This is a genomic window from Streptomyces sp. Da 82-17 (assembly GCF_046098215.1).
Taxonomy (GTDB): domain Bacteria; phylum Actinomycetota; class Actinomycetes; order Streptomycetales; family Streptomycetaceae; genus Streptomyces.
Genome location: NZ_JBJURH010000013.1, coordinates 113,984 through 136,945 on the forward strand (window position 1 = coordinate 113,984; position 22,962 = coordinate 136,945).

Genomic DNA, 22,962 nt, shown 5'->3' on the forward strand with positions numbered 1-22,962 from the left:
GCGAGTTCAGCCCTTCGGGCCCGCCCCCGTGGACCCGCGTACCACCAGCTCCGGCAGGAACAGGAACTCGTCGTGCGGGGCCGGAGTGCCGGCGACCTCTTCGAGGAGTGCGCGCACGGCGGCCTGGCCCATCGCGTGCACCGGCTGGCGGACCGTCGTCAGGGGCGGGTCGGTGAAGGCGATCAGCGGGGAGTCGTCGAAGCCGACCACCGAGACGTCGTCCGGGACGCGCAGGCCGGCCTCGCGGGCCGCGCGGATCGCGCCGAGCGCCATCATGTCGCTGGCGCACACGATGCCCGTACAGCCGCGGGCGAGGAGCGTCGCGGCCGCCGCCTGCCCGCCCTCCAGGGTGAACAGGGAGTGCTGGACCAGCTCCGTCGCGCCCGCCTCCGGCACCCCGAGGTGCTCGTACAGGGCCTGCCGGAAGCCCTCGATCTTGCGGATCACCGGCACGAACCTGCGCGGCCCCACGGCGAGCCCGATCCGGGTGTGCCCGAGCGCGGCGAGATGACCGACCGCGAGGCGGGCCGCCGCCCGGTCGTCGGTGGACACGAACGGTGCCGCGACGCCCGGCGCGTGCCCGTTGACCAGGACGAACGGGACGCCTTTGGCGCGCAGCACCTCGTACCGCCCGGTGTCCGCCGTCGTGTCGGCGTGCAGGCCGGAGACGAACACGATGCCGCTGACACCCCGCTCCACCAGCATCTCGGTCAGGTCGTCCTCCGTGGAGCCGCCCGGCGTCTGCGTGGCGAGCACCGGCGTGTAGCCCCTGCGCGTCAGATCCTGCGCGACGACCTGCGCGAACGCCGGGAAGATCGGGTTGTCCAGCTCCGGGGTGATCAGGCCGACGAGGCCCTCGCTGCGGCGGCGCAGCCGCACCGGGCGCTCATAGCCCAGGACGTCGAGAGCGGCGAGGACGGATTCGCGGGTGCTCGCGGCGACGCCGGGCTTGCCGTTGAGGACCCTGCTCACGGTGGCCTCACTGACCCCCGCCTGGGCTGCGATGTCGACGAGCCGTGCGGTCATGGGCGGACTGTACCCGCCATCCGTCGGCTTGCCCACCGCCCTTGCAAGCACTTCCTGACGGCAACTTGCAAGCGACTTGCAGAGCCTCGACGGTCGGATACCGGCCAGTCCCGCGTCCGGTAGTCGCCGTCCGTTATAGACCAACTGCTCCGCGTTCCGGCCGGTTCATTGATCGGGTACGGGGGCCTGTGTGCCCGTACGGGCCGCAATCTGCAGGACACGCGCACGTAACGATCCACGTTCCTTGCAGAAATTTCTCGCAAGGTCTTTCGGCCGCTTTTCATCGCTGTTACGTTCCTGGCAACCCGGCGCCGCCGTCAGGAGCGGCGCACTGGAGATGCCCGGTTACGGGGCGATCTCCCCCTGTTCCGGGATCAGTTGAAGGAGTTCTCATGCGGCGTGGCATAGCGGCGACCGGGCTCATCGCGGCCCTGGCCATGACGGCGACGGCCTGCGGCGGCGACGACACCGCCCAGAGCGGCAGCAGGGGCGGCAAGCTCTCCGGCACCGTCACCTTCTGGGACACCTCGAACGACGCCGAGAAGGCCACGTACGAGAAGCTCGCCAAGGGCTTCGAGAAGCTGCACCCCGGGGTGCAGGTGCGCTACGTCAACGTGCCGTTCGGCGAGGCCAACGCCAAGTTCAAGAACGCCGCGGGCGGCAACTCCGGCGCCCCCGACGTGATGCGCACCGAGGTCGCCTGGACCCAGGACTTCGCCTCCCTGGGCTACCTCGCGCCCCTCGACGACACCGCCGCCCTCGACGGCGAGGACGACTACCTCAAGCAGGCGGCGGCCAGCACCAAGTACCAGGGCAAGACCTACGCCGCGCCGCAGACCATCGACACGCTCGCCCTCTTCTACAACAAGAAGCTCCTGAAGAAGGCCGGCGTCGGCGTCCCCACCTCCGTCGACGACATCAAGTCCGCCGCGAAGAAGATCAAGTCGAAGACCGGCGCCACCGCCCTCTACCTGCGCGGCGACGACCCGTACTACTACCTCCCGTACCTCTACGGCGAGGGCGGCGACCTGCTCGACGCGCAGAACAAGAAGGTCACCGTCGACGACGAGGAGGGCGCCAAGGCGTTCTCCGTGATGAAGGACCTCGTCGACTCCAAGGCCGCCGTCACCGACGCCAGCGACGGCTACAACAACCAGCTCAACGCCTTCAAGGACGGCGACGTCGCCATGGCCCTCGACGGCCCCTGGTCCATCGAGGGCGCCCTGCAGGGCAAGGAGTTCAAGTCCGACAAGGGCAACCTCGGCGTCGCCCCCGTGCCCGCCGGCACCTCCGGCGGCCAGGGCTCCCCGCAGGGCGGCTGGAACCTCGCCGCGTACGCCGGGTCGAAGAACCTCGACGCCTCCTACGAGTTCATCAGGTACATGAGCTCCGCGAAGGTGCAGCAGCAGACCACCGAGAAGCTCAGCCTGCTGCCCACCCGCACCTCCGTCTACGAGCAGCAGTCCGTCAAGGACAACCAGATGGTGCAGTTCTTCAAGCCCGCCGTCGAGAAGTCCGTCGAGCGGCCGTGGATCCCCGAGAGCAACGCCCTGTTCGAGCCGATCCGCCTCCAGCTGGAGAAGGTCCTCAGCGGCAAGGCCAAGCCCGCCGACGGCGCCAAGGGCGTCGGCGACGCCTACCGCAAGCTCCTCAAGGACTACAAGTAACCGGCCCACGCCGACAGAACGCGCAGAACAGGAGGGCTGAACGCCCCATGGCTGTCGACACCGGACGGCCCGTGGTGCGGGCCGCGGACGCGAGCAGCGTCCGCGGCCCCGGCCACCACGGCAAGAAGCAGGGACGGCTGCGCCGCTCGCTGTCCACCCACTGGTACGCGTGGTGCATGGTCGCCCCCGTGGTGGCCGTCATCGGCCTGATCGTCGGATACCCGCTGGTCCGCGGCATCTACCTGTCCACGACGAACGCCAACGAGGCCAACGTCGAACGGCACATCGGCGTCAACCACATCCCCGCCACGTACGAGTCCGTAGGCCTCGACAACTACACGGCGATCCTCTCCGACGGGGTGTTCTGGGACCGGCTCGGCTGGACCGTCGTGTGGACCGTGTCCTGCGTCGCCCTGTCCTTCACGCTCGGCCTGGCCCTCGCCACCCTGCTCAACCGCAAGCTCAAGGGCCGATCCTTCTACCGCATGGCGCTGATCCTGCCCTGGGCGGTCCCGGCCTTCGTGTCCGTCTTCACCTGGCGGCTGCTCTTCAACGAGAAGAAGGGCATCCTCAACCAGCTCCTCGCCGGCGGCGGCATCGACGCGATCCCGTGGCTCAACGACCCCACCTGGGCGAAGCTCTCCGTCATCACCGTCAACGTCTGGCTCGGCGTGCCGTTCATGCTCGTCGCCATGCTCGGCGGCCTGCAGTCCATCCCCAGCGAGCTGTACGAGGCCGCCGAGATGGACGGCGCCAACGCCTGGCAGCGCTTCAGGCACATCACCCTGCCCGGGCTGCGCACCGTCAGCAGCACCGTCGTCCTGATCAGCGGCATCTGGACCTTCAACATGTTCCCGGTGATCTTCCTGCTGACCAGGGGCGGGCCCGGCGACGCCACCGAGATCCTCGTGACGTACGCCTACCGGCTCTCCTTCGTCGTCAGCCCACGGGACTTCTCGGGATCCGCCGCCTGGGGCGTGCTCATCCTGCTGCTCCTGTCGTTCTTCGCGGTGATCTACCGCCGCGCACTCCGCAAGCAGGGAGAGGTGTGGTGACCGTGACCGCCAACCCCCAAGCCAACCCCCGAGCCGACCGTCCCGCCGCCAAGTTCAGGCCGCGCGGCGAACGCGGGCCGCTCGCCTCGACCGCCCTGCACGTGACGCTGCTCGTCGCCTCCGCGATCGCCGTACTGCCGCCGCTGTGGCTGCTCGTCACCTCGTTCAAGCCGAAGAGCGAGGCATTCTCCACGGCCCTGGTGAAGGACTTCACCCTCGGCAACTACGACCACGTCCTCGGCGACACGCACTTCCTCAGCTGGCTCGGCAACTCCCTGCTCGTCGTCGGACTCACCACCGTCATCGGCGTGTTCATCTCCGCGACCACCGGGTACGCCGTGTCCCGCTTCCGGTTCCCCGGCATGCGGCCGCTGATGTGGCTGCTCCTGATCACGCAGATGTTCCCCGTCGCCGTGCTGATCGTGCCGCTCTACAACCTGCTCGCGAGCCTCGGCCTGCTCAACCAGCCCGTCGGCCTCGTCATCACGTACCTGACGATCGCCGTGCCGTTCTGCGCCTGGATGATGAAGGGCTACTTCGACTCCATCCCCGTCGAGATCGACGAGGCGGGGCGGGTCGACGGCCTCAACCCGTTCGGCACGTTCTGGCGGCTCATCGTGCCGCTCGCCAAGCCCGGCCTCGCCGTCACCGGCTTCTACAGCTTCATCACCGGCTGGGCCGAGGTCGCGTACGCCTCCGCGTTCATGACCGGCGAGGAGAACCTGACGCTCGCGGGCGGCCTGCAGACCTTCGTCAACCAGTACACCAGCGACTGGGGTTCGCTGACCGCGGCGGCCGTGATCGTCGCCGTGCCCGCGGCGGTGATCTTCGGATTCGCGCAGCGGCACCTCGTCTCCGGACTCACGGCGGGCGCGATGAAGTCGTGACCCCACCTCACGACGCCGACGCACCGCCCGCCCCACACAAACCCAGGGAAGTCATGACCCAGCATCTCGCTGCCCCTGCCGCCGCCCCCGACACCACCGCCCAGCGGTCCGACTGGTGGCGCCACGCCGTGATCTACCAGGTCTACCCGCGCAGCTTCGCCGACGGCGACGGCGACGGCATGGGCGACCTCGCCGGCATCCGCAGCCGCCTGCCGCACCTGCGCGACCTCGGCGTCGACGCCGTCTGGCTCAGCCCGTTCTACGCGTCCCCGCAGGCCGACGGCGGCTACGACGTGGCCGACTACCGCACCATCGACCCGATGTTCGGCGACCTCCTCGACGCCGACGCGCTGCTCCGCGACGCCCACGACCTGGGCCTGCGCGTCATCGTCGACCTGGTGCCCAACCACTCCTCCGACCGGCACGAGTGGTTCAAGCGCGCCCTCGCCGAGGGCCCCGGCTCCCCGCTGCGCGAGCGCTACCACTTCCGGCCCGGCAAGGGCGTCAGCGGCGAACTCCCGCCCAACGACTGGGAGTCCATCTTCGGCGGCCCCGCCTGGACCCGCGTCGAGGACGGCGAGTGGTACCTGCACCTCTTCGCGCCCGAGCAGCCCGACTTCAACTGGGAACACCCCGCCGTACGCGACGAGTTCCGCTCCATCCTCAGGTTCTGGCTGGACATGGGCGTCGACGGATTCCGCGTCGACGTCGCCCACGGACTCGTCAAGGCCGACGGGCTGCCCGACATCGGCCGCGCCGACCAGCTGAAGCTCCTCGGCAACGACTCCATGCCGTTCTTCGACCAGGACGGCGTGCACGAGATCTACCGCAGCTGGCGCCAGGTCCTCGCCGAATACGCGGGCGATCGGGTCCTCGTCGCCGAGGCATGGACCCCCACCGTCGAGCGGACCGCGCTCTACGTCCGGCCCGACGAGATGCACCAGGCCTTCAACTTCCAGTACCTGGGCACCAGTTGGGACGCAGCCGAACTGCGCGCCGTCATCGACGGCTCGCTCGCCGCGATGCGCCCCGTCGGCGCCCCCACCACCTGGGTGCTCTCCAACCACGACGTCACCCGGCACGCCACCCGCCTCGCCAACCCGCCCGGCGGCGGCACCCAGCTGCGCACCCCCGGCGACCGCGCCCTCGGCCTGCGCCGCGCCCGCGCCGCCACCCTCCTGATGCTGGCCCTGCCCGGCTCCGCCTACCTGTACCAGGGCGAGGAGCTCGGCCTGCCCGACGTCACCGACCTGCCCGACGAGGTGCGCCAGGACCCGTCGTTCCACCGCGCCGACGGCCAGGACGGCTTCCGTGACGGCTGTCGGGTGCCGATCCCGTGGACCGTCGAGGGCTCCTCGTACGGCTTCGGGGCCGGGGGCAGCTGGCTGCCGCAGCCGGACGGCTGGGGCGAGCTGAGCGTCGAGGCGCAGACCGGCGACCCCGACTCCACCCTGGAGCTGTACCGCAGCGCCCTCGCCGTGCGCCGCGCACAGCCCGGGCTCGGCGCCGGCGAGTCGGTCGACTGGCTGGACACGCCCGACGGCGTCCTGGCCTTCGCCCGGCCCGGCTTCGCCTGCACCGTCAACACCACGAGCGAGGCCGTACGTCTGCCCGCGCCCGGCCAAGTCCTGCTCTCCAGCGCCGAGTCGGTCGACGTGGCCGGCGGCGAGGTGCTGCTGCCCGGCGACACCGCCGTCTGGTGGGCGGTGTGACCCTGCCCAAGGCGGAGGCCGTCGTCCGGACCGCCGCGCCGCGGCTCGCCGACATCGCCGTGCAGGCGGGCGTCAGCGAGGCCACGGCGAGCCGGGTGCTCAACGGCCGCGCGGGTGTCGCGGCCGCCACCCGGCACCGGGTCCTGGCCGCGCTCGACGTCCTCGGCTACGAACGCCCCGTACGCCTCAAACGCCGCAGCGCGGGCCTCGTCGGCCTGGTGATCCCGGAGCTGACCAACCCGATCTTCCCGGCGTTCGCGCAGGTCATCGAGCAGGTCCTGGCCGGGCACGGCTACACGCCGATGCTCTGCACGCAGATGCCGGGCGGCGCCACCGAGGACGAGCTCGTCGGCCATCTGGAGGCGCGCGGCGTCAGCGGCATCGTGTTCATGTCGGGCCTGCACGCCGACACGTCCGCGGATCCGACGCGCTACCGCGAACTGGTGCAGCGCGGCACGCCGTTCGTGCTCATCAACGGCTTCAACGAGCAGATCCCGGTCTCCTGCGTCTCCTCCGACGACCGCTCCGCGGTCCGCATGGCCGTACGGCATCTCGTCGACCTCGGCCACGAGCGGATCGGCCTCGCGGTGGGGCCGACGCGGTACGTGCCGTCGCGCCGCAAGGCCGAGGGCTTCGCGGCGGCACTGCACGAGCTGCTCGGCGTCGGCCCCGCCGAGGCCGAACTCCTCGTCGAGCGCACCCTGTTCACCGTCGAGGGCGGCCAGGCGGCCGCGGCCGCACTGCTCGACAAGGGCTGTACGGCGATGGTGTGCGGCAGCGACCTGATGGCGCTCGGCGCGGTCCGCACGGTCCGCGAGCGCGGCCTGTCCGTGCCGGGCGACGTGTCGGTGGTGGGCTTCGACGACTCGCCGCTGATCGCGTTCACCGACCCGCCGCTCACCACGGTCCGCCAGCCGGTGCAGGCGATGGCGACGGCGGCGGTCGGGGCGCTGCTCGAGGAGATCGACGGAAACCCGGTGCAGCGCACCGAGTTCGTCTTCCAGCCGGAGCTGGTCGTACGCGGCTCGACGGCCGGCCGCGCCCGGGCGTGAACCGCCCGTACCGGCATCGGCAGAGGTGACCGGCCCGGCCGGCCGGGCGCGTAGGGCCCCTCGCGGGGCTCTCGGCCGGCCGGACCGGAGTCTCTGCCCCGGGAACGTAACACCGATGCAATGTCTTGCGAAAGAACTTGCACAGCACTTGCGAACAGTACGTGTGAAGTCCCGTCCGTGCGACCGCAGTTGAGCGGGCCGCACCCCACAGACCGGCCGCCCGGCCCATCCATGTCCCCGCATGCCGGGCGGCCGCCCTCCCCCTGCCTCCTGAGTCCACCCCACGACTCCACCCCTTGAGGAGAATCCCGTGACCGGCTCACCCCGTCGTCGCACCGCCGCGACCGTGGCCCTCGCCCTGCTCGCCACGGCCGCGCCCCTCACCCTCACCGCCACCGCGGCCCCGCTCACCGCCCCGGCGGCGGCCACCGCGGCAGCGCCCCTCGACGTGACGAAGTCCGCGGCCCAGTGGATCGACCGCGACACCCTCGCCTGGCAGCCCGCAGGCTCGGCCGACGGCGCCGTGCACGCCCTGCGGTACGCGCCCGACGGCGGCCTGACCGTGCGGGACGGCGCCCTCGAAGGCGCGGCCGAGCGGATCCGCCTGACCCCCGTCGACGGCGGCCTGACGGATGCGCAGCGCGCCAAGTACCCGCACCTGAAGGACTATGCGGCGTTCCGCATCGACCCGCGCGACCAGGACCGGGTGCGCGCCGCGCTCACCGGGCAGCTCGTCGCCACCCGGCACTCCGCCGACGGCGCCCTCGTCGCCGCCACCGGCGTGCAGACCCAGGGCGTCCTCGACGACCTGTACAGCGCCCGCGCCACCCGCGCCACGCTAGGCCCGAGCTTCGCGGCGGGCCGCACCACCCTCGCCGTGTGGGCGCCCACCGCACAGCAGGTCTCCCTGGAGATCGGCGGGCGCACCGTGCCCATGCGCCGCGACGCCGACTCCGGCGTGTGGACCGCCACGGGCCCCGCGAGCTGGACCGGCAAGGCGTACCGGTACGTCGTCAAGGTGTGGGCGCCCAGCGTGCAGAAGGTCGTCACCAACAAGGTCACCGACCCGTACTCCACCGCGCTCACCGCCGACTCCGAGCGCAGCCTCGCCGTCGACCTCGACGACCCGGCGCTCGCCCCGAAGGGCTGGAACACCCTGCACAAGCCCGCCGCCGCCCCGGCCCGCGAGGCGCAGATCCAGGAGCTGCACATCCGCGACTTCTCCGTCGAGGACCCCACCAACCGACACCCGGGCGAATACCGGGCGTTCACCGACGCGGACTCCGACGGCATGAAGCACCTGCGCGCCCTCGCCCGCTCCGGCACCTCGTACGTGCACCTCCTGCCGGCCTTCGACATCGGCACCATCCCCGAGCGCAAGGACCAACAGGCCGCCCCCGACTGCGACTTGGCGTCCTACGGCCCCGACTCCGAGGCCCAGCAGGCCTGCGTCGGCAAGACCGCCGCGAAGGACGCGTACAACTGGGGCTACGACCCGCTGCACTACACCGTGCCGGAGGGCTCGTACGCCTCCGACCCCGACGGGACGCGCCGCACCGTGGAGTTCCGGCAGATGGTGCAGGCCCTCAACGGCTCGGGCCTGCGCACCGTCATGGACGTCGTCTACAACCACACCGTCGCCAGTGGGCAGGCCGACAAGTCGGTGCTCGACAAGATCGTGCCCGGCTACTACCAGCGGCTCCTGGAGGACGGCACCGTCGCCACCTCCACCTGCTGCGCCAACACCGCACCCGAGAACGCCATGATGGGCAAACTCGTCGTCGACTCGCTGGTCACGTGGGCGAAGCAGTACAAGGTCGACGGCTTCCGCTTCGACCTCATGGGCCACCACCCGAAGGCCAACATCCTCGCCGTCCGCAAGGCCCTGGACGAGCTCACCCTGGAGAAGGACGGCGTCGACGGCAAGAAGATCATCCTGTACGGCGAGGGCTGGAACTTCGGCGAGATCGCGAACGACGCCCGGTTCGAGCAGGCCACGCAGCAGAACATGGCGGGCACCGGCGTCGCCACGTTCTCCGACCGCGCGCGTGACGCGGTCCGCGGCGGCGGCCCCTTCGACGCCGACCCCGGAGTGCAGGGCTTCGCCAGCGGACTGTTCACCGACCCCAACTCCTCGCAGGCGAACGGCACTCCGGCCGAACAGAAGGCCCGCCTGCTGCACTACCAGGACCTCATCAAGGTCGGCCTGACCGGCAACCTCGCGGGCTACACGTTCACCGACTCGTCGGGCCGTACGGTCAAGGGCTCCGAGGTCGACTACAACGGCGCGCCCGCCGGGTACGCGGCCGACCCGGGCGACGCCCTCGCCTACGCGGACGCGCACGACAACGAGACCCTGTACGACGCGCTCGCCTTCAAACTGCCCGCCACGACCGGCCCCGCCGACCGCGCCCGCATGCAGGTCCTCGCCATGGCCACGGCGGCCCTGTCCCAGGGCCCGGCCCTCTCCCAGGCGGGCACCGACCTGCTCCGCTCCAAGTCCCTCGACCGCAACTCGTACGACAGCGGCGACTGGTTCAACGCCCTGCACTGGGACTGCCGCGACGGCAACGGCTTCGGGCGCGGGCTGCCGCCTGCGGCGGACAACAAGGACAAGTGGCCGTACGCCAAACCACTGCTCTCCGCCGCCGCGGTCACGCCTGGCTGCGCGGACATCAACGGCACGTCCGCCGCGTACCGGGACCTCCTGAAGATCCGCAGCACGGCACCGGAGTTCAAGCTCGCGACGACGGAAGAGGTGCAGCGCAAGCTGGCCTTCCCGCTGTCCGGCACGACCGCCGAGACGCCCGGGGTGATCACGATGACCCTCGGCGACCTGGTGATCGTCTTCAACGCGACCCCGGAGCAACAGCACCAGCGGGTGTCCTCGGCGACGGGCACCAGCTACACCCTCCACCCCGTCCAGGCGTCCGGCGCCGACAAGACGGTCAAGTCGTCCCGCTACGACGAGAGTTCGGGCACGTTCACGGTGCCGGGCAGGACGGTGGCGGTGTTCCAACGCGGCTGACCTGGCCCGCCGATGCCTATCCGCCCCGTCCGGTGTTGAGGACGTGCGCGGGGAGGGGAACGGAACAAGCCCGTCCGGCGTTTGAGGACGAGCCCGCAGGGCGACTGCGGTGCCCGAGCCGACGGCGCCGGACGGGTCAGGGCTCAAGCCCTACTGCTCCGCGCAAGCGAGCCGCACGCAGACCGTCAACGCCGTGATGGCCTCCTCCAGCTCCTCCAGACTCGGATAGCTGGGCGCGATGCGAATCGTGCTGTCCTGCGGGTCACGCCCGTACGGATGCGAAGCGCCCGCGGGCGTCAGCGCGACCCCGGCCTCCGCGGCGAGCCGCACCACCTCACGGGCCCGCCCGTCCCGGACGTCGAGCGTGACGAAGTACCCGCCCTGCGGCCGCGACCAGGACGCCAGGTCCGTACCGCCGAGCTCCTGCTGCAGGATCCGCTCGACCAGGTCGAACTTGGGGCGGAGCAGCTCGCGGTGGCGGGCCATGTGCGCCCGTACGCCGTCGGTGTCCTTCAGCACCCGCACGTGCCGCAGCTGGTTCAGCTTGTCGGGGCCGATGGTGCGCTTCGCCGCGTGCTTCAGGAACCAGTCCACGTTCGCGGGCGAGGAGCCGAAGAACGCGACGCCCGCACCCGCGAACGTGATCTTCGACGTGGAGCCGAAGACGAACGCCCGGTCCGGGTGGCTCGCGTCGGCGCACGCCGCGAGCAGGTCGGCGACCTCGACCTCCTCCTCGGTGAGGTGGTGCATCGCGTACGCGTTGTCCCAGAAGATCCGGAAGTCCGGCGCGGCCGTCTCCATCTCGGCGAGCCGGCGCACCGTCGCGTCGCTGAAGGTGATGCCCGAGGGGTTGCTGTACTTCGGCACGCACCAGATGCCCTTGATCCGCGGATCGCCGCCGGCCAGCTCGGCCACCACGTCCATGTCGGGGCCCTCGGCCGTCATCGGCACCGGGATCATCTCGATGCCGAACCGCTCGCACAGCGCGAAGTGCCGGTCGTACCCGGGCACGGGGCACAGGAACGCGATGTCCGGCTCGTCGGCCCAGCGGCGCTCCGCGCCCGGCAGCACGCTGAGCAGGGCGTGCACGATCGTGTCGTGCATCAGGGCCAGGCTGGAGTTGTCCATCGCCACGAGCTGCCCGGCCGGCACCTGCAGCGGCCCGGCGAAGATCTCCCGCAGCTCGGGCAGGCCCTGGAGCCCGCCGTAGTTGCGGCAGTCCGTGCCGTCCTCCGCCGTGTGCTCGGACAGGTCGCAGTCGAGCAGCGCTCCGGCCAGGTCCAGCTGGCGCGGGTCGGGCTTGCCGCGGGTCAGGTTCAGCGAGAGTGAACGGTCGAGCAGGGCCGCGTAGTCTGCGGCGGCCCGCTCACGGTCGATGGCCGGGCTGCTGGACTGCGGGAGCGTGGACATGTACTGCTTCCCTCCGGGGTCGGCTTGCGGCGCGAACGATACCCGCAGCGCACCGGTCGGTGGCCAGGTCGTTTCTCACGTGCTGAGACACCCGCCCGGCGCCCCGGCAGGCCACGGCCCGGCCTCCGCCCGCCGCCCGGCCCCAACTCCCTGTGCGCTCAGCCCTCGTAGGCGAGCGCCGCCGCGGTGGCCCGTACGAAACCCTCCGGGTTGTCCAGCATCACGTTGTGCCCGCATTCCGGGACAGCCACCACCGACACCCCGGCCGCGGCGAGCCCGGCCGCGCCCGGCAGGGGCCCGTCCGCCTCGGGGTGCAGATACGCGCGCGGCACGCGCAGGCCGAGCAGCAGCTCCCGCATCGTCGGCGTCGACCCGCGCACCAGGCAGACCGCGCTGCGGTGCAGGGCCCGCCGCCCCGCCAGCCGCATCGTCGACCACCAGTGCTCCCCGGCCCGCTCCCGCACCTCCGCCCAGCCGCCCGCGAGGAACTCCTCCTCGTCGTACGAGGCGATGTCCCGGCTGCCGAGGGCGCCGCGCTCGGGCCGCAGCGGATCGAGGTTGGCGTCGACCAGGACCAGCCGCGACACCAGGTCAGGGTGGCGGGCCGCGAGCACGACGGCCACCGAGCCGCCCATGCTGTGCGCCACGACCTCGGCCCCTTGCGCCGTTCCCGGTGCGCCCGCCGCACCGGCCGCCCGCAGGGCCGCCGCCACGGCGTCCGCGTGTGCCTCCAGGGAGTACGAGAAGTGCTCGGGCCGGTCGCTGATGCCGTGCCCCATCAGGTCGAGCAGCAGCGAGCGCCGCCCGGCGAGCGGGGCACGGCCGGCGACGTCCGCGAAGTACGCGGGGGAGCTGGCGCCCAGCCCGTGCAGGTACACGCGGGCCGGCTCCGTGTGCCCCTGCACGCCCGGCAGTTCGACCCAACGGATGCGGTCGCCCTCGGCGGTCACTTCGGCACTGCGCATGGTGAATCCCGTTTCTGTTCGGCGCTGGATGGTGCGGGTCCGTCAGGTGGTGCTGCGGGCGTGGAAGGCCCGCCAGTCCGGGGCGAGCACGGACCAGATCTCCATGTCGTGCCGCTCACCGCGGTAGAGGTAGTGCTCCCTGAGAACACCGTCACGGCTCATCCCGAGGCGCCGGGCCACGGCGATGCTCGGCGCGTTCGCCGCGACGACCCACCACTCGACGCGGTGCACGCCGCGCTCCTCCACCGCCCAGTCGATCAGCAGCCGCGCCGCCCGCGTCACCAGACCCTGCCCCGCCGCGGCCGGTTCGAGCCAGCAGCCCGCCTCGGCGACGCCCTGCGCCACGTCGAGGGTGCGCAGGATCACCGCGCCGACCAGCTTCCCGTCCGCGAGCCGGATGCCGCAGATCCGCCCGGAGTCGGTACGGGTCTTCTCCGCGTACGCCTGCAGATAGGCCCGGCTCGACGCCAAGTCCGTGACGACGTCCGGGAGTCCGTTGTAGCGGCCGATGAACTCCCGCCCCCGGTCGATGTGTTCGAGGAACTCCCCGGCCTGCCACGGCTCCAGCGGGCACAGCACCGCACCGTCATCCCCCAACGACCTCGTGAACATCCCGCTCCCCACCCCTGGTTCCGGATCAGCGGCCGATCTTCTCACGAGCGGGGAGAGCGCCGGGGCGAGATTGTGACCGCTGCGAGGGTGTCCGGTGCGAGCGTGTCCGGTGCGAGCGTGACCGGTGCGAGCGTGTCCGGTGAGAGACTGCCGCCGTCCGCGTCTCCGACCTCCCGGCCCGCCGCCCCGGGCCGCCAACTCCTCAGGAAGGCAGGCCACATGACGGCTCCGATCCCGCCGGGCGAGGACTTCCCGACGCCCGTCGACGACCGGTACTACGAGGACTACGTCCCCGGATCCACGTACACCTACGGCCGGATCACGCTCAGCGAGGAGGAGATCGTCGACTTCGCCCGGAGCTTCGACCCGCAGGACATCCACGCCGACCCGGACGCCGCCGAGGACGGCCCGTTCAAGGGCCTGATCGCGAGCGGCTGGCACACGTCGGCCGTGATGATGCGGCTGTACGCCGACCACTTCGTGAGCAAGGTGGCCGGCCTCGCCTCGCCCGGCGTCGACGAGCTGCGCTGGGTTCAGCCGGTGCGCCCCGGCGACTCCCTGGCCATCCGTACGACGGTCCTCGACGCCCGCGTCTCCGCCTCCAAGCCCGATCGAGGCGTCGTACGCGTGGGCATCGAGGTGCTCAACCAGCGCGACGAGCCCGTACTCACGCTGACGGCGACCAACTTCTTCCGACGGCGGCCGGTGCAGGGGCGCGCAAACCTCAACTCCCGCACCGCGCAAGGGTGAGGTAATCCCCGTTCTGGGGACGGCGGGCGCATCCGCGTGAGTAGCATCCGCACACGTCTCCAACAACTCGACGAAAGGGAGCCGTTGTGTCTGACGACAACGTCACCTCCTCGGTCCAGGACCGGTACGCCCCGCAGTTCGCGCAGGAGTTGGCCCGTAACGAGCAGGAGCAGAAGGAACTCGAGGCGCGCCTCGCCCAACTCCGCGACGACCACGCGGCGTTGAGCGGCATGCTCGCGGCACTCGGCCACGAGACCACGCCCACACCCACACCCACGCCCACACCCACGGCGGAGCCTCCCGCCTCCACCACCGCGGCGACCGCCGTCGGCGAGTCGGTGCCGCGCCAGCGCCGCCCCCGCAAGAAGCCCGCTTCCTCGACGGGTACGGCGGCGGCGAAGCCGAAGAGTGCGAAGCCGCAGAGCGCGAGGCCGACGAGCGCGAAGCCGAAGAGCGCGAAGAAGGCCGCACCCAAGAGCACGGCCAAGAGCACGGCCAAGAGTGCAGCCAAGCCGGAGTCCAAGGCCGGGGCCAAGGGTGGGGCGAGGTCCGCCACCAAGACCGCGGCGAAGGCTCCGGCCAAGGGCAAGCAGTCCGCCAACCCCGAGGTGGCCGACCCCAAGTCCGCCGCCACCGCCGCGAAGAACGGCGCTGCCCGTACGCCCGGCGGCCCCACCCTGCAGGACGTCATCGCCGGTCTGCTCGGCGTGCACGCCCCGGAGCGGCGCACGGTGCGCGAGATCTTCGACGAGCTGAAGCAGAAGCACCCCGAGCGCGCCTCCAGCACCCAGTCCGTGCGCAACGCCCTCAACGGCCTGCTGCGCAAGGGCGCCATCGAGCGCGAGGAGAAGCAGGGCGCCGTCTGGTTCGGCACCGCGACCGCCGACGCAACCCCGGCCGGCGACGCGACCGCAACCTCCGCAACCTCCGCAACCCCTGCAACCGCGCCTGCTCCCGCCGAGCCGACCGGAGAGAAGGCCAAGGCCGCCGCGGACGCCTGACGCGTACGGTCACGGCCCGGACGGGACCGACGCCCGCACCAACGGGGGACGGGCGCACCCACTCCGGCCCACCCGGCAGCGCAGCACGCGACACCGACCGCGCGCTCCGGTCAGCCCACGCCGGTCTGCCTCAACTCCCCGCTCAGCTCGGCGAGTTGACGCTCCACCGGACCGAAGGTCAGCAACCCGCTGCCCGCGCCCGCGTGCTCGTCCACGGCCGGTGCGAGGTGGGTGTGAGCCCGGCGCATCCACGTACGGTCGCCGACCAGCAGAGCCGCCCGGCCGAGCACGCACCACAACGCCTCCGTCAGCAGATCGCGCGGCGGCGCGGGCGCGGCACGCAAGGCCGCACGCGCCTCGTCGAACCGCCCCAGCTCCGCAAGCAGCAACGGCCGCACCCACGGCTCGTACGGGCCCCACTCCGCGTCCAGGCCGACCGAGGGCTCCGTGCCGTGCAGGACGTCGACGGAGAGCAGCGCCAACGGCGGCAACCCCTCGGCCAGGCCCGGCATCCCGGCGCCTTCGAGGGTGCGGGCGGCCTCGCGGTAGGCGGCGCGGGCCGCGTCGGCAGGCTGCGTCATCGCCGTGCGCAGCGCCCGGTACCAGGTGGTGAACACCGCCACCAGCGGCAGATCGTGGCGCGCGGCCAGGCCGTCGGCCGCCGCGGCATGCCGGTCGGCCCCGGCCAGGTCGGCGAGCGCCGCCCGCGCCTGCACCCGGACCAGGTGGCCGAGCACCTCGTACCGCGGCAGGTCGTGCCGCGCCGACAGCTCGACGATCTCCGCCCCGACCGCGTCCCTGCGCGGCGCGAGCCCGGTCCGCTGGAAGCTCTGCATGAACGTGCCGTTGAGGGCGAACAACAGCAGTGCCGCGTCGCCGAGTTCACGCGCCGACGCCTCCGCCTGACGGGCCGCCTGCAACGGCCGGGAACTCCCCGCGTTCCCTGAGCCGCCGTCCGGGCGGGCGACCGACGAGGGCGGTTCGGGCGAGCGCAGCGGCGGCAGCAACCCCCGCGACTCGACCGCGATCGTGGCGAGCAACCGGCACCGCGCCGCCGCCGTACCGCCGTCCACGGGCAACCGGCGCAGTGTGCGCTCGGCCGCGGCGACCAGACGGCGCGACTGCTCGGGGTCGTCGGACCGCGTCCACAGCGCGGGCACGTCGTACCGCCCGATCACCCGGGCCGTCAGCTCCGGATCGCCCAACTCCTCCGCCGCCGCGACCGCCGCGAGCCGATGCCGCCGCGCCGCCACCAGCCCGCCCCCGCCGGTGACGGCAAGATCCCGCAACAGGCCGACGCTGGACTCGAGTTGGATCCGCGCCCGCGGCGCCACATGGCTCTCGTACGCGCTCGCCGCCCCCGTCCACACCTGCGCCGCCGAGCCCGCCGCGTCCGGGTCGAGATGCTCGGCCTGCCGCAGCACGTCCTCCTCCAGCCGCCGCAGCCGAGGCCCCGGGTCCACGCCGAGCTGCTCCTGCAACAGGGCGCGGGCCCGCCGCAGCACGGCCAGGGCGTCGCCCTGCCGACCCGAGCGGTACAGCGCCAACGCCAGCAGCCGCCAGCCCTCCTCCCGCCACGGATGCTCACCCACATGCGCGTCCAGCTCCGCCACCGCCTGCCCCGGCGCACCGAGCGCGAGGCGCGCCTCGGCCCGCAACTCGACGGCCTGCAACCGCAGTTGGGCCAGGCGACCGCGTTCCGTACGCGCCCACGGCGCCTCGGCGAAGTCCGCGTACGCCGGGCCGCGCCACAGGTCGAGCGCCTCCCCGAGCACACCGACCGCGGCGGCCGGGGGAGTGCCGTCGAGGACCGCGCCCACCGCCTGCTCGAACCGCCACGCGTCCACATCACCGGCCCCGGCCCGCAGCGCGTACCCCGGCCCCTCCGTCACGAGCAGCCGCGCCGGCGCCCGCGGCGGCCGGTCCGGCTCGACGGCACGGCGCAACGCGGCGACGAACGTACGGACCGTGCCCGTCGCGTCCCTCGGCGGCTCCTCCCACAGGCCCTCGACGAGCCGCGCCACGGGGACGACGCGGCGGCGGGCCACGATCAGCCGGGCGAGCACGGCCCGATGCCGCGGCCCTCTCAGCGCGAGCGGCTGCCGCTCCTCGTCCCAGGCGGCGACGGCCCCGAGCACTCCGAAGCTGACGTGCATGCCGGTGAAGGTCCTTCCGTGGTGCGCGAACTCCGACCATCCTCCCGGACAACCGCCCCCGGACGCGTGCAGCGCCAGGCCCCCGCCCCGCGTGCTCGGATCGCTCATCCATCGCTCATCCACGCCACCCAAGCTGACCCTGTCGGCCCTCGTCCGCCCCTCGGCCCACGCGCCGGACCAGCAGAAAGGCACCACGATGCCCCGCACCGGTACGACACCCACGACCCCCACGACCGCGACAACCCCGGCAACCCCGATAACCCCCTCCCTCCCCGGCTTCCGCCACGAACTCGTTCCCGTCGCCGAGGGGGTGCGGCTGGCCGCAGCGGTCGGCGGCGAGGGCCCGCCGGTCGTGCTGCTGCACGGGTTCCCGCAGACGCACCTGATGTGGCGGCACGTCGCCGCCGACCTGGCCGCCGACCACACCGTCATCTGCCCCGACCTGCGCGGATACGGCGCCAGCGACAAACCCGCGGAGGCCGACGAGCACACGTACGCCAAGCGCACCATGGCCCAGGACATCGTGACCCTCGCCCGCGAGCTCGGCCACGAGCGGTTCGCGCTCGCCGGGCACGACCGGGGCGCCCTCGTCGCCTTCCGCGCCGGGCTCGACCACCCGGAGGCCGTGACCCACCTGGCCTGCCTCGACGTACTGCCCACCCTCGAGATGTGGGACGCCCTGCACGGCACCTCGGCGGCCGTCGGCTTCCACCTCTACCTGATGGCGCAGCCGCCCGGCCTGCCGGAGGCGATGATCGAGGCGAGCGCGGACACGTTCTTCGGGCACTTCCTCGACGTCTGGACCCAGGACCCGTCCGCCCTCCCGGACGACGTGCGTGCCGCCTACCTCGCCGCCTCCCGCGCCGCCGTGCCATCGATCGTCGCCGACTACCGGGCCTCCGCCGGCATCGACACCGCCCACGACCGCTCCGACCGCGCAGCAGGCAACCGCCTCACCATGCCCGTCACCGTCCTCCAACAGGACTGGGGCGCCGCCCTCGGCTACGAGGCCGAAGCCCTGTGGGCCGCCTGGGCCGACGACCTCACCCACACCACCGTCACCTGCGGCCACTTCATGGCGGAGGAGTCCCCGAAGGAAGTCGTACGAGCCCTCCGCACCCTCCTCACCCGCTGACTCCCCCCACCCGCTGACCGTCCTCACTCGCTGACCGGCACCACCCGTCCCCGTCTCCTCCCGCGCCCCCATAACCCCGACCCAGGGGGCCACCCGGAATCTGGGCACCCCCGACTCCCACCGGTACGTTCCTCAACAACCCCGAAGCACCAATCGGAGCGCTAATCGGAGCGCCAATCCCGAAGTGCCAATCCCGAAGCTCCGCTCCCGGAGCACCAACCCCGGGGCCACCCCGACGCACCACGCATCCACCGCCCCACGCCCGAGGAATGCGAGGTACCACCCGATGACGCCGCCCCCGCCCCCGCCCTCCAACGACCTCTCCCGCAAAGCGCTGCTCCGGGCCGCCCTGGTCGCCGGGACCGTGCCGTTGCTCGCCTCCGGGGGCACCGCGCTCGCCCGCGACGCTGCCGCCCACGGAGGGCCCCTCGCTCCGACCCCGACCTGCGACGACGGCGACGGGCCGACGCACGAGCAGATGGAAGGCCCGTACTTCAAACCCAACTCGCCGCGGCGCAGCAACCTCGCCGCGCCCGGCACCCCCGGCATCCCGCTCACCGTGCGCGGCTACGTCTTCAGCCGCACCTGCAAGCCGCTGCCCGACGTGCTGCTGGACTTCTGGCAGGCCGACGACAACGGCGCGTACGACCTCGCCGGATACGCCTTCCGCGGCCACCAGTTCACCGACTCCACCGGCGCCTTCGCGCTGACCACGATCGTGCCGGGCCTCTACCCGGGCCGCACCCGGCATCTGCACGTCAAGGCACAGGCGCCCGGGCAGCGCGTCCTCACCACCCAGCTGTACTTCCCGAACGAGCCGCGCAACAACACCGACGCCCTCTTCGACCCGGCGCTCCTCATGACCGTCCAGGACAACGGCACCGACCGCCAGGGCACCTTCGACTTCGTCCTGAACGTGGCCCGCGTCGTCCAGCAGGAGCGCCCTCAACAGCGTTGACCCTGTGGGGGGTTGACCTCGTCCGGGCGGGCCCGCCGACCCGCGCCCGCACACCCGAGGCGCCCGCACCTCAGGCGCGCCCGCCCGTCACGAGCCGCCCCTCCGGCACCCGCCGCCCGTAGGCGTACAGCAGCAGGTCCTGCGCCGCGCCGGTCACCGGGGTGCCGGTGCCGAAGGACCAGTCGAGGTCGTCGGCGCGCAGGCACACCCCGGACAGGTCGGCGCCGAAGAACTTGGCGCTCCTGTACGTGACCTGACCGAGCAGCACCCGCAGCCGCTCCTCCGGCACCCGCCGGTCCAGGCCGAGCGCCACGGTGATGTCGAGGCCGTGCACCACGTCGTGCCCGAGCGCCGCCGCCCGCCCGCCGACCGGCGGGGTCCACGGATGGTGGGCGTTCTCCCGTATCCACGCGGCGAGTTGACGGGGCGAGGCGTCCGCCGCGTCCGCGTGTGCGAGCCGGTCCGTCATCCGGTGCAGACTCCCGCCCGCCCGTATCAGGTGACCGAGCACGCGCGGCACGGAGTAGCGGAACCCCATCGACATGTGCGCCGCGACCTCCCGCACCCGCCAGCCCGCGCACAGGCTCGGCGCGTCCCACTGCTGCCCGGTGAGAGCGTCCAACAGGTCGGCGAACTCCCGCCGTTCGGCCGCGATCATGCCCGGCAGCAGGCTGTTCGGGCTCGTCAGTTCCATGCGTGCGACTCCATGCCCTCCACGATCACCGCCCCCGCCCCAGAAGTCCAAGAGCGGTCTCTTCTCGTACCCATAAGCACCCCTTCTAGAATCAGCCGCCATGGAACTGCGGCAGCTGCGCTACTTCGTCACCGTCGTCGAAGAGTCCTCCTTCACCCGTGCCGCAGCCCGGCTGCACCTCGCCCAGCCCGGCATCAGCGCCCAGATCCGCCAACTGGAGCGGGAGTTGGGGCAGCGACTTCTGCACCGCAGCGGCCGGACCGTCGTGCCGACGGAGGTCGGTGAGGCCGTGCTGCCGTACGCGCGCGCCGCGCTCGCCGCCGTCGACGGACTGCGCGACACCGTCGCCGAGTGCACCGGCCTGCTCCGCGGCCGGGTGCGGATCGGCTTCGTCTCCGGCGCCGCCGCCGACGAACTCGACGTGGCCTCGGTCCTCGCCGACTTCCACGACGCCCACCCCGGCGTGGACATCGCCCTCACCGAGGACACGTCGGAACGCATGCAGGCCGCGCTGACCGACGGCGCCCTCGACATCGCCGTCCTCGGGATCGCCGACGCCGACCTCGGCCCGCACCTCGACCACCAGGTCATCGTCGACATGCCCCTCGTCGTCGCCACCGCCCCCGGCGACCCGCTCCTCGACAGCCCGCCCGCCGCAGGACTGCCCCTCACCGCACTCCGCGACCGCCCTCTGATCAGCCTGCCGCGCGGCACCGGCATCCGCGGCGTCCTCGACCGCGCCTGCACGGCCGCCGGCTTCGCACCCCGCATCGCCTTCGAGGCCGCCGCCCCCGAACTCCTCGCCCGGCTCGCCGCCCGCGGCCTGGGCGTCGCCCTCCTTCCCGAACTCACCGCCGACGAACAACACCGACTCGGGCTGCGCACCCACCCGTTGGCCGACCACACCCTCCGCGGCCGCGTCGCCCTCGCCTGGCGCACGGACGGACCCCACAGCCCCGCGGCCCGTGCCCTCCTCACGCGCCTCCGCACCTCCGTGCCGCTCACACACAGTGACCGTAGCCCAGCCGCGCCCCCGCCCGCCGAGCCTGTGGAAAACCTCCGACGGCCCCGGGAGCCCTGTGGAAAACTGGACGGGTGAGCAACCTCGAGGACCTCGTCCGGCTGCGCAAGGCGCGCGACGTCATGGACCGTGACTACGCGCAGCCGCTGGACGTGCCCGCCCTCGCCCGCGTCGCCCTCATGTCGCCGGGCCACTTCTCCCGCAGCTTCCGCGCCGCGTACGGCGAGACGCCGTACAGCTATCTGATGACCCGCCGCATCGAGCGCGCCAAGGCACTCCTGCGGCGCGGCGACCTGTCGGTGACGGAGGTGTGCTTCGAGGTGGGGTGTACGTCACTCGGCTCGTTCAGCTCCCGCTTCACCGAGTTGGTCGGCGAGAGCCCCAGCGCCTACCGGGCCCGCGACCACGCCGACGGCGCCGCCGTCCCCGCCTGCATCGCGAAGGTCTACACCCGGCCGGTCAGGAACGGAGAAGCGAAGCCCGCGCCGGACGCCTAGCGTGAAACGCATGGACATCAACCTCTCCACCTGCTTCATCGCCGTCGACGACCACGACAAGGCGCTCGCCTTCTACCGGGACGTGCTCGGCCTCGAAGTCCGCAACGACGTCGGCTTCGAGGGCATGCGCTGGGTGACCGTCGGCTCACCCGACCAGCCCGACGTCAACATCGTCCTCGAACCGCCGCTCGCCGACCCGAACGCGTCCCCCGAGGACCGCAAGGCCATGGCCGAACTGCTCGCCAAGGGCCTGCTGCGCGGTGTGATCTTCCAGACGGACGACGTCGACGCCACCTTCGAACGCATCCGCGCCGCCGGCGGCGACGTCCTCCAGGAGCCCGTCGACCAGCCCTACGGCGTCCGCGACTGCGCGTTCCGCGACCCCGCGGGCAACATGCTCCGCTTCAACCAGGCCCCCAAGGGCTGAGCCGCACAAGGGCACGGCCTCACGGAAAGATCTGCTTGCTCCCGTCCCGGATCGCCGCCAACTCCCGCTCGTAGAAGGCGTGCAGCGGCGATCCGGGACGGTACGCGTGGCTCGGCACCGACTGCCGGTCCGGCTGCGAGTGGTACTGCGTGACCACCAGCGCGTCGTCCATCCGGTAGAGCGTCGACGCCCGGAACCCCGGGCACGCCCAGATCTCCACCGCCCCGGCCGGCGCCGCCCCCGCGAGCCGCACACAGTCCGCGACCGCCTCCTGCACCTTCGCCCGTACGTCGTGCTCGGTGTAGACGGGGTGGAACCGCGCGCTCAGCGCCGCCACGCACGCCGGGTCGGTGTGGTCGGCCAGGAAGAACCGCACCTTCGCGCCCGGCCGCCGCACAAGCCGCAGCAACGCCTCGCGGTGCGCGCCGCGCCACGTCGTCGACCAGGCGCCGGACACGTCGAGGGTGCGGGTGCGGGACAGGTGATCGTCCCAGTCGATCAGGTCGAGGTAGTCGGCGCCCACCGCGAGCAGCCCGCTCTGCTCGACGTCGTGCCGCAGCCCGATCGCCTCGGTCAACTCCTGCCGGTCCCGGCGCTTGTTGACGAGGTTCACCAGGACCGCGATCCCCACCGACGTGATCAGCACCTCCCCGGCCAGCGACCGGACCTCGGCCGCCGACGGACCGGTGGACCACAGCAGCGCCGCCCCCGCGGCGAGCGCCACCGTCGCCAGGAACCAGGTGGCGAGACTGTTGAGCTGTCGATGGGGGAGTGCGGGCGCACGCATGGCGGGGGTCCTTCTCCGTACGGGATGGGGGATCGGCACGAGGGGGCCGATGGACGTACGCACGGTAATCAGCGCGTTGCCGGGCGTGGCTCCGCAACGCCGAAGTGGCTTGATCCGCACGG

At 72.4% G+C, this 22,962-nt stretch carries 18 protein-coding genes and 2 pseudogenes; 13 read left to right on the plus strand and 7 right to left on the minus strand.

What is annotated here, in order from left to right; genetic code table 11:
• Nucleotides 1–6: 6 nt before the first annotated feature.
• The gene (locus ACIDOF_RS22485; protein ID WP_409007810.1) at nucleotides 7–1,026 is read right to left on the minus strand and encodes a LacI family DNA-binding transcriptional regulator; all 1,020 of its coding nucleotides are present in this window, start codon (nucleotides 1,024–1,026) and stop codon (nucleotides 7–9) included.
• 392 nt (nucleotides 1,027–1,418) lie between these two features.
• Here ACIDOF_RS22485 and ACIDOF_RS22490 point away from each other — a divergent pair, with 392 nt between their 5' ends.
• The 6 genes and pseudogenes from ACIDOF_RS22490 to pulA all read left to right on the plus strand — a co-directional run.
• Nucleotides 1,419–2,693 carry an extracellular solute-binding protein gene (locus ACIDOF_RS22490; RefSeq protein ID WP_409007811.1) on the plus strand — a complete coding sequence of 425 codons (1,275 nt, stop codon included), beginning with the start codon at nucleotides 1,419–1,421 and terminating at the stop codon, nucleotides 2,691–2,693.
• Nucleotides 2,694–2,740: 47 nt separating this feature from the next.
• Nucleotides 2,741–3,748, plus strand: coding sequence for a carbohydrate ABC transporter permease (locus tag ACIDOF_RS22495; protein ID WP_409007812.1), 1,008 nt, complete (start codon nucleotides 2,741–2,743; stop codon nucleotides 3,746–3,748).
• A complete protein-coding gene (locus ACIDOF_RS22500) occupies nucleotides 3,745–4,635 on the plus strand; it encodes a sugar ABC transporter permease (RefSeq protein ID WP_409007813.1) in 891 nt (296 codons plus the stop codon). The genes ACIDOF_RS22495 and ACIDOF_RS22500 overlap by 4 nt, the downstream gene beginning before the upstream one ends.
• A gap of 53 nt (nucleotides 4,636–4,688) precedes the next feature.
• Entirely contained in the window at nucleotides 4,689–6,347 is a 1,659-nt protein-coding gene (locus ACIDOF_RS22505; RefSeq protein WP_409007814.1) for an alpha-amylase family glycosyl hydrolase, read from the plus strand.
• The gene (locus ACIDOF_RS22510; protein ID WP_409007815.1) at nucleotides 6,335–7,399 is read left to right on the plus strand and encodes a LacI family DNA-binding transcriptional regulator; all 1,065 of its coding nucleotides are present in this window, start codon (nucleotides 6,335–6,337) and stop codon (nucleotides 7,397–7,399) included. The genes ACIDOF_RS22505 and ACIDOF_RS22510 overlap by 13 nt, the downstream gene beginning before the upstream one ends.
• A 442-nt stretch (nucleotides 7,400–7,841) precedes the next feature.
• Nucleotides 7,842–10,427, plus strand: a pseudogene (pulA, locus tag ACIDOF_RS22515) (pullulanase-type alpha-1,6-glucosidase); the annotation flags it as partial.
• A gap of 150 nt (nucleotides 10,428–10,577) precedes the next feature.
• Here pulA and ACIDOF_RS22520 read toward each other — a convergent pair.
• From ACIDOF_RS22520 to ACIDOF_RS22530, 3 genes are all read right to left on the minus strand, one after another.
• Entirely contained in the window at nucleotides 10,578–11,837 is a 1,260-nt protein-coding gene (locus ACIDOF_RS22520) for an aminotransferase class I/II-fold pyridoxal phosphate-dependent enzyme (protein ID WP_409007816.1), read from the minus strand.
• Nucleotides 11,838–11,995: 158 nt separating this feature from the next.
• Nucleotides 11,996–12,802, minus strand: a complete 807-nt coding sequence (locus tag ACIDOF_RS22525) for an alpha/beta fold hydrolase (RefSeq protein WP_409007817.1) — start codon at nucleotides 12,800–12,802, stop codon at nucleotides 11,996–11,998.
• A gap of 42 nt (nucleotides 12,803–12,844) precedes the next feature.
• Nucleotides 12,845–13,414, minus strand: coding sequence for a GNAT family N-acetyltransferase (locus tag ACIDOF_RS22530; protein WP_409007818.1), 570 nt, complete (start codon nucleotides 13,412–13,414; stop codon nucleotides 12,845–12,847).
• A 219-nt stretch (nucleotides 13,415–13,633) separates the two neighbouring features.
• On the opposite strand from ACIDOF_RS22530, the gene ACIDOF_RS22535 reads away from it, so the two are divergent.
• Complete coding sequence (locus ACIDOF_RS22535) at nucleotides 13,634–14,164, plus strand: MaoC family dehydratase (protein WP_409007819.1); 531 nt, start codon at nucleotides 13,634–13,636, stop codon at nucleotides 14,162–14,164.
• 86 nt (nucleotides 14,165–14,250) lie between these two features.
• The gene (locus ACIDOF_RS22540; RefSeq protein ID WP_409007820.1) at nucleotides 14,251–15,165 is read left to right on the plus strand and encodes a hypothetical protein; all 915 of its coding nucleotides are present in this window, start codon (nucleotides 14,251–14,253) and stop codon (nucleotides 15,163–15,165) included.
• A gap of 110 nt (nucleotides 15,166–15,275) precedes the next feature.
• Here the strand turns inward: ACIDOF_RS22540 and ACIDOF_RS22545 are convergent, their stop codons facing one another.
• On the minus strand, nucleotides 15,276–17,321 hold the full coding sequence (locus tag ACIDOF_RS22545) for a BTAD domain-containing putative transcriptional regulator (protein WP_409007821.1): 2,046 nt from the start codon (nucleotides 17,319–17,321) through the stop codon (nucleotides 15,276–15,278).
• Between the two features lie 256 nt (nucleotides 17,322–17,577).
• Here ACIDOF_RS22545 and ACIDOF_RS22550 point away from each other — a divergent pair, with 256 nt between their 5' ends.
• Both ACIDOF_RS22550 and ACIDOF_RS22555 read left to right on the plus strand, forming a co-directional pair.
• On the plus strand, nucleotides 17,578–18,456 hold the full coding sequence (locus ACIDOF_RS22550) for an alpha/beta fold hydrolase (RefSeq protein WP_409007905.1): 879 nt from the start codon (nucleotides 17,578–17,580) through the stop codon (nucleotides 18,454–18,456).
• Nucleotides 18,457–18,742: 286 nt separating this feature from the next.
• Nucleotides 18,743–19,381 (plus strand): annotated as a pseudogene (locus ACIDOF_RS22555) (dioxygenase); the annotation flags it as partial.
• 103 nt (nucleotides 19,382–19,484) lie between these two features.
• On the opposite strand, the gene ACIDOF_RS22560 reads toward ACIDOF_RS22555, so the two are convergent.
• Entirely contained in the window at nucleotides 19,485–20,108 is a 624-nt protein-coding gene (locus ACIDOF_RS22560) for a maleylpyruvate isomerase family mycothiol-dependent enzyme (protein WP_409007822.1), read from the minus strand.
• A gap of 100 nt (nucleotides 20,109–20,208) precedes the next feature.
• Between ACIDOF_RS22560 and ACIDOF_RS22565 the strand changes: the two genes are divergently transcribed.
• From ACIDOF_RS22565 to ACIDOF_RS22575, 3 genes are read left to right on the plus strand one after another with little or no spacing between them, the layout of a single operon-like run.
• Complete coding sequence (locus ACIDOF_RS22565; RefSeq protein WP_409007823.1) at nucleotides 20,209–21,207, plus strand: LysR family transcriptional regulator; 999 nt, start codon at nucleotides 20,209–20,211, stop codon at nucleotides 21,205–21,207.
• On the plus strand, nucleotides 21,204–21,626 hold the full coding sequence (locus tag ACIDOF_RS22570; RefSeq protein WP_409007824.1) for a helix-turn-helix transcriptional regulator: 423 nt from the start codon (nucleotides 21,204–21,206) through the stop codon (nucleotides 21,624–21,626). The genes ACIDOF_RS22565 and ACIDOF_RS22570 overlap by 4 nt, the downstream gene beginning before the upstream one ends.
• A 10-nt stretch (nucleotides 21,627–21,636) precedes the next feature.
• Complete coding sequence (locus ACIDOF_RS22575) at nucleotides 21,637–22,053, plus strand: VOC family protein (RefSeq protein ID WP_409007825.1); 417 nt, start codon at nucleotides 21,637–21,639, stop codon at nucleotides 22,051–22,053.
• 19 nt (nucleotides 22,054–22,072) lie between these two features.
• On the opposite strand, the gene ACIDOF_RS22580 is transcribed toward ACIDOF_RS22575, so the two are convergent.
• Nucleotides 22,073–22,840 (minus strand): hypothetical protein, encoded by a 768-nt coding sequence (locus ACIDOF_RS22580; protein ID WP_409007826.1) that lies wholly within the window; start codon nucleotides 22,838–22,840, stop codon nucleotides 22,073–22,075.
• Nucleotides 22,841–22,962 lie beyond the last annotated feature (122 nt).

What these genes read in the sequence shown, in the direction of transcription:
- ACIDOF_RS22495 (WP_409007812.1), top strand. Translation starts at nt 2,741, where the DNA reads ATGGCTGTCGACACCGGACGGCCCGTGGTGCGGGCCGCGGACGCGAGC.
- ACIDOF_RS22525 (WP_409007817.1), bottom strand. Translation starts at nt 12,802, where the DNA reads ATGCGCAGTGCCGAAGTGACCGCCGAGGGCGACCGCATCCGTTGGGTC.
- ACIDOF_RS22505 (WP_409007814.1), top strand. Translation starts at nt 4,689, where the DNA reads ATGACCCAGCATCTCGCTGCCCCTGCCGCCGCCCCCGACACCACCGCC.
- ACIDOF_RS22520 (WP_409007816.1), bottom strand. Translation starts at nt 11,837, where the DNA reads ATGTCCACGCTCCCGCAGTCCAGCAGCCCGGCCATCGACCGTGAGCGG.
- ACIDOF_RS22560 (WP_409007822.1), bottom strand. Translation starts at nt 20,108, where the DNA reads ATGGAACTGACGAGCCCGAACAGCCTGCTGCCGGGCATGATCGCGGCC.
- ACIDOF_RS22530 (WP_409007818.1), bottom strand. Translation starts at nt 13,414, where the DNA reads ATGTTCACGAGGTCGTTGGGGGATGACGGTGCGGTGCTGTGCCCGCTG.
- ACIDOF_RS22485 (WP_409007810.1), bottom strand. Translation starts at nt 1,026, where the DNA reads ATGACCGCACGGCTCGTCGACATCGCAGCCCAGGCGGGGGTCAGTGAG.
- ACIDOF_RS22565 (WP_409007823.1), top strand. Translation starts at nt 20,209, where the DNA reads ATGGAACTGCGGCAGCTGCGCTACTTCGTCACCGTCGTCGAAGAGTCC.
- ACIDOF_RS22535 (WP_409007819.1), top strand. Translation starts at nt 13,634, where the DNA reads ATGACGGCTCCGATCCCGCCGGGCGAGGACTTCCCGACGCCCGTCGAC.
- ACIDOF_RS22580 (WP_409007826.1), bottom strand. Translation starts at nt 22,840, where the DNA reads ATGCGTGCGCCCGCACTCCCCCATCGACAGCTCAACAGTCTCGCCACC.
- ACIDOF_RS22490 (WP_409007811.1), top strand. Translation starts at nt 1,419, where the DNA reads ATGCGGCGTGGCATAGCGGCGACCGGGCTCATCGCGGCCCTGGCCATG.
- ACIDOF_RS22575 (WP_409007825.1), top strand. Translation starts at nt 21,637, where the DNA reads ATGGACATCAACCTCTCCACCTGCTTCATCGCCGTCGACGACCACGAC.
- ACIDOF_RS22545 (WP_409007821.1), bottom strand. Translation starts at nt 17,321, where the DNA reads ATGCACGTCAGCTTCGGAGTGCTCGGGGCCGTCGCCGCCTGGGACGAG.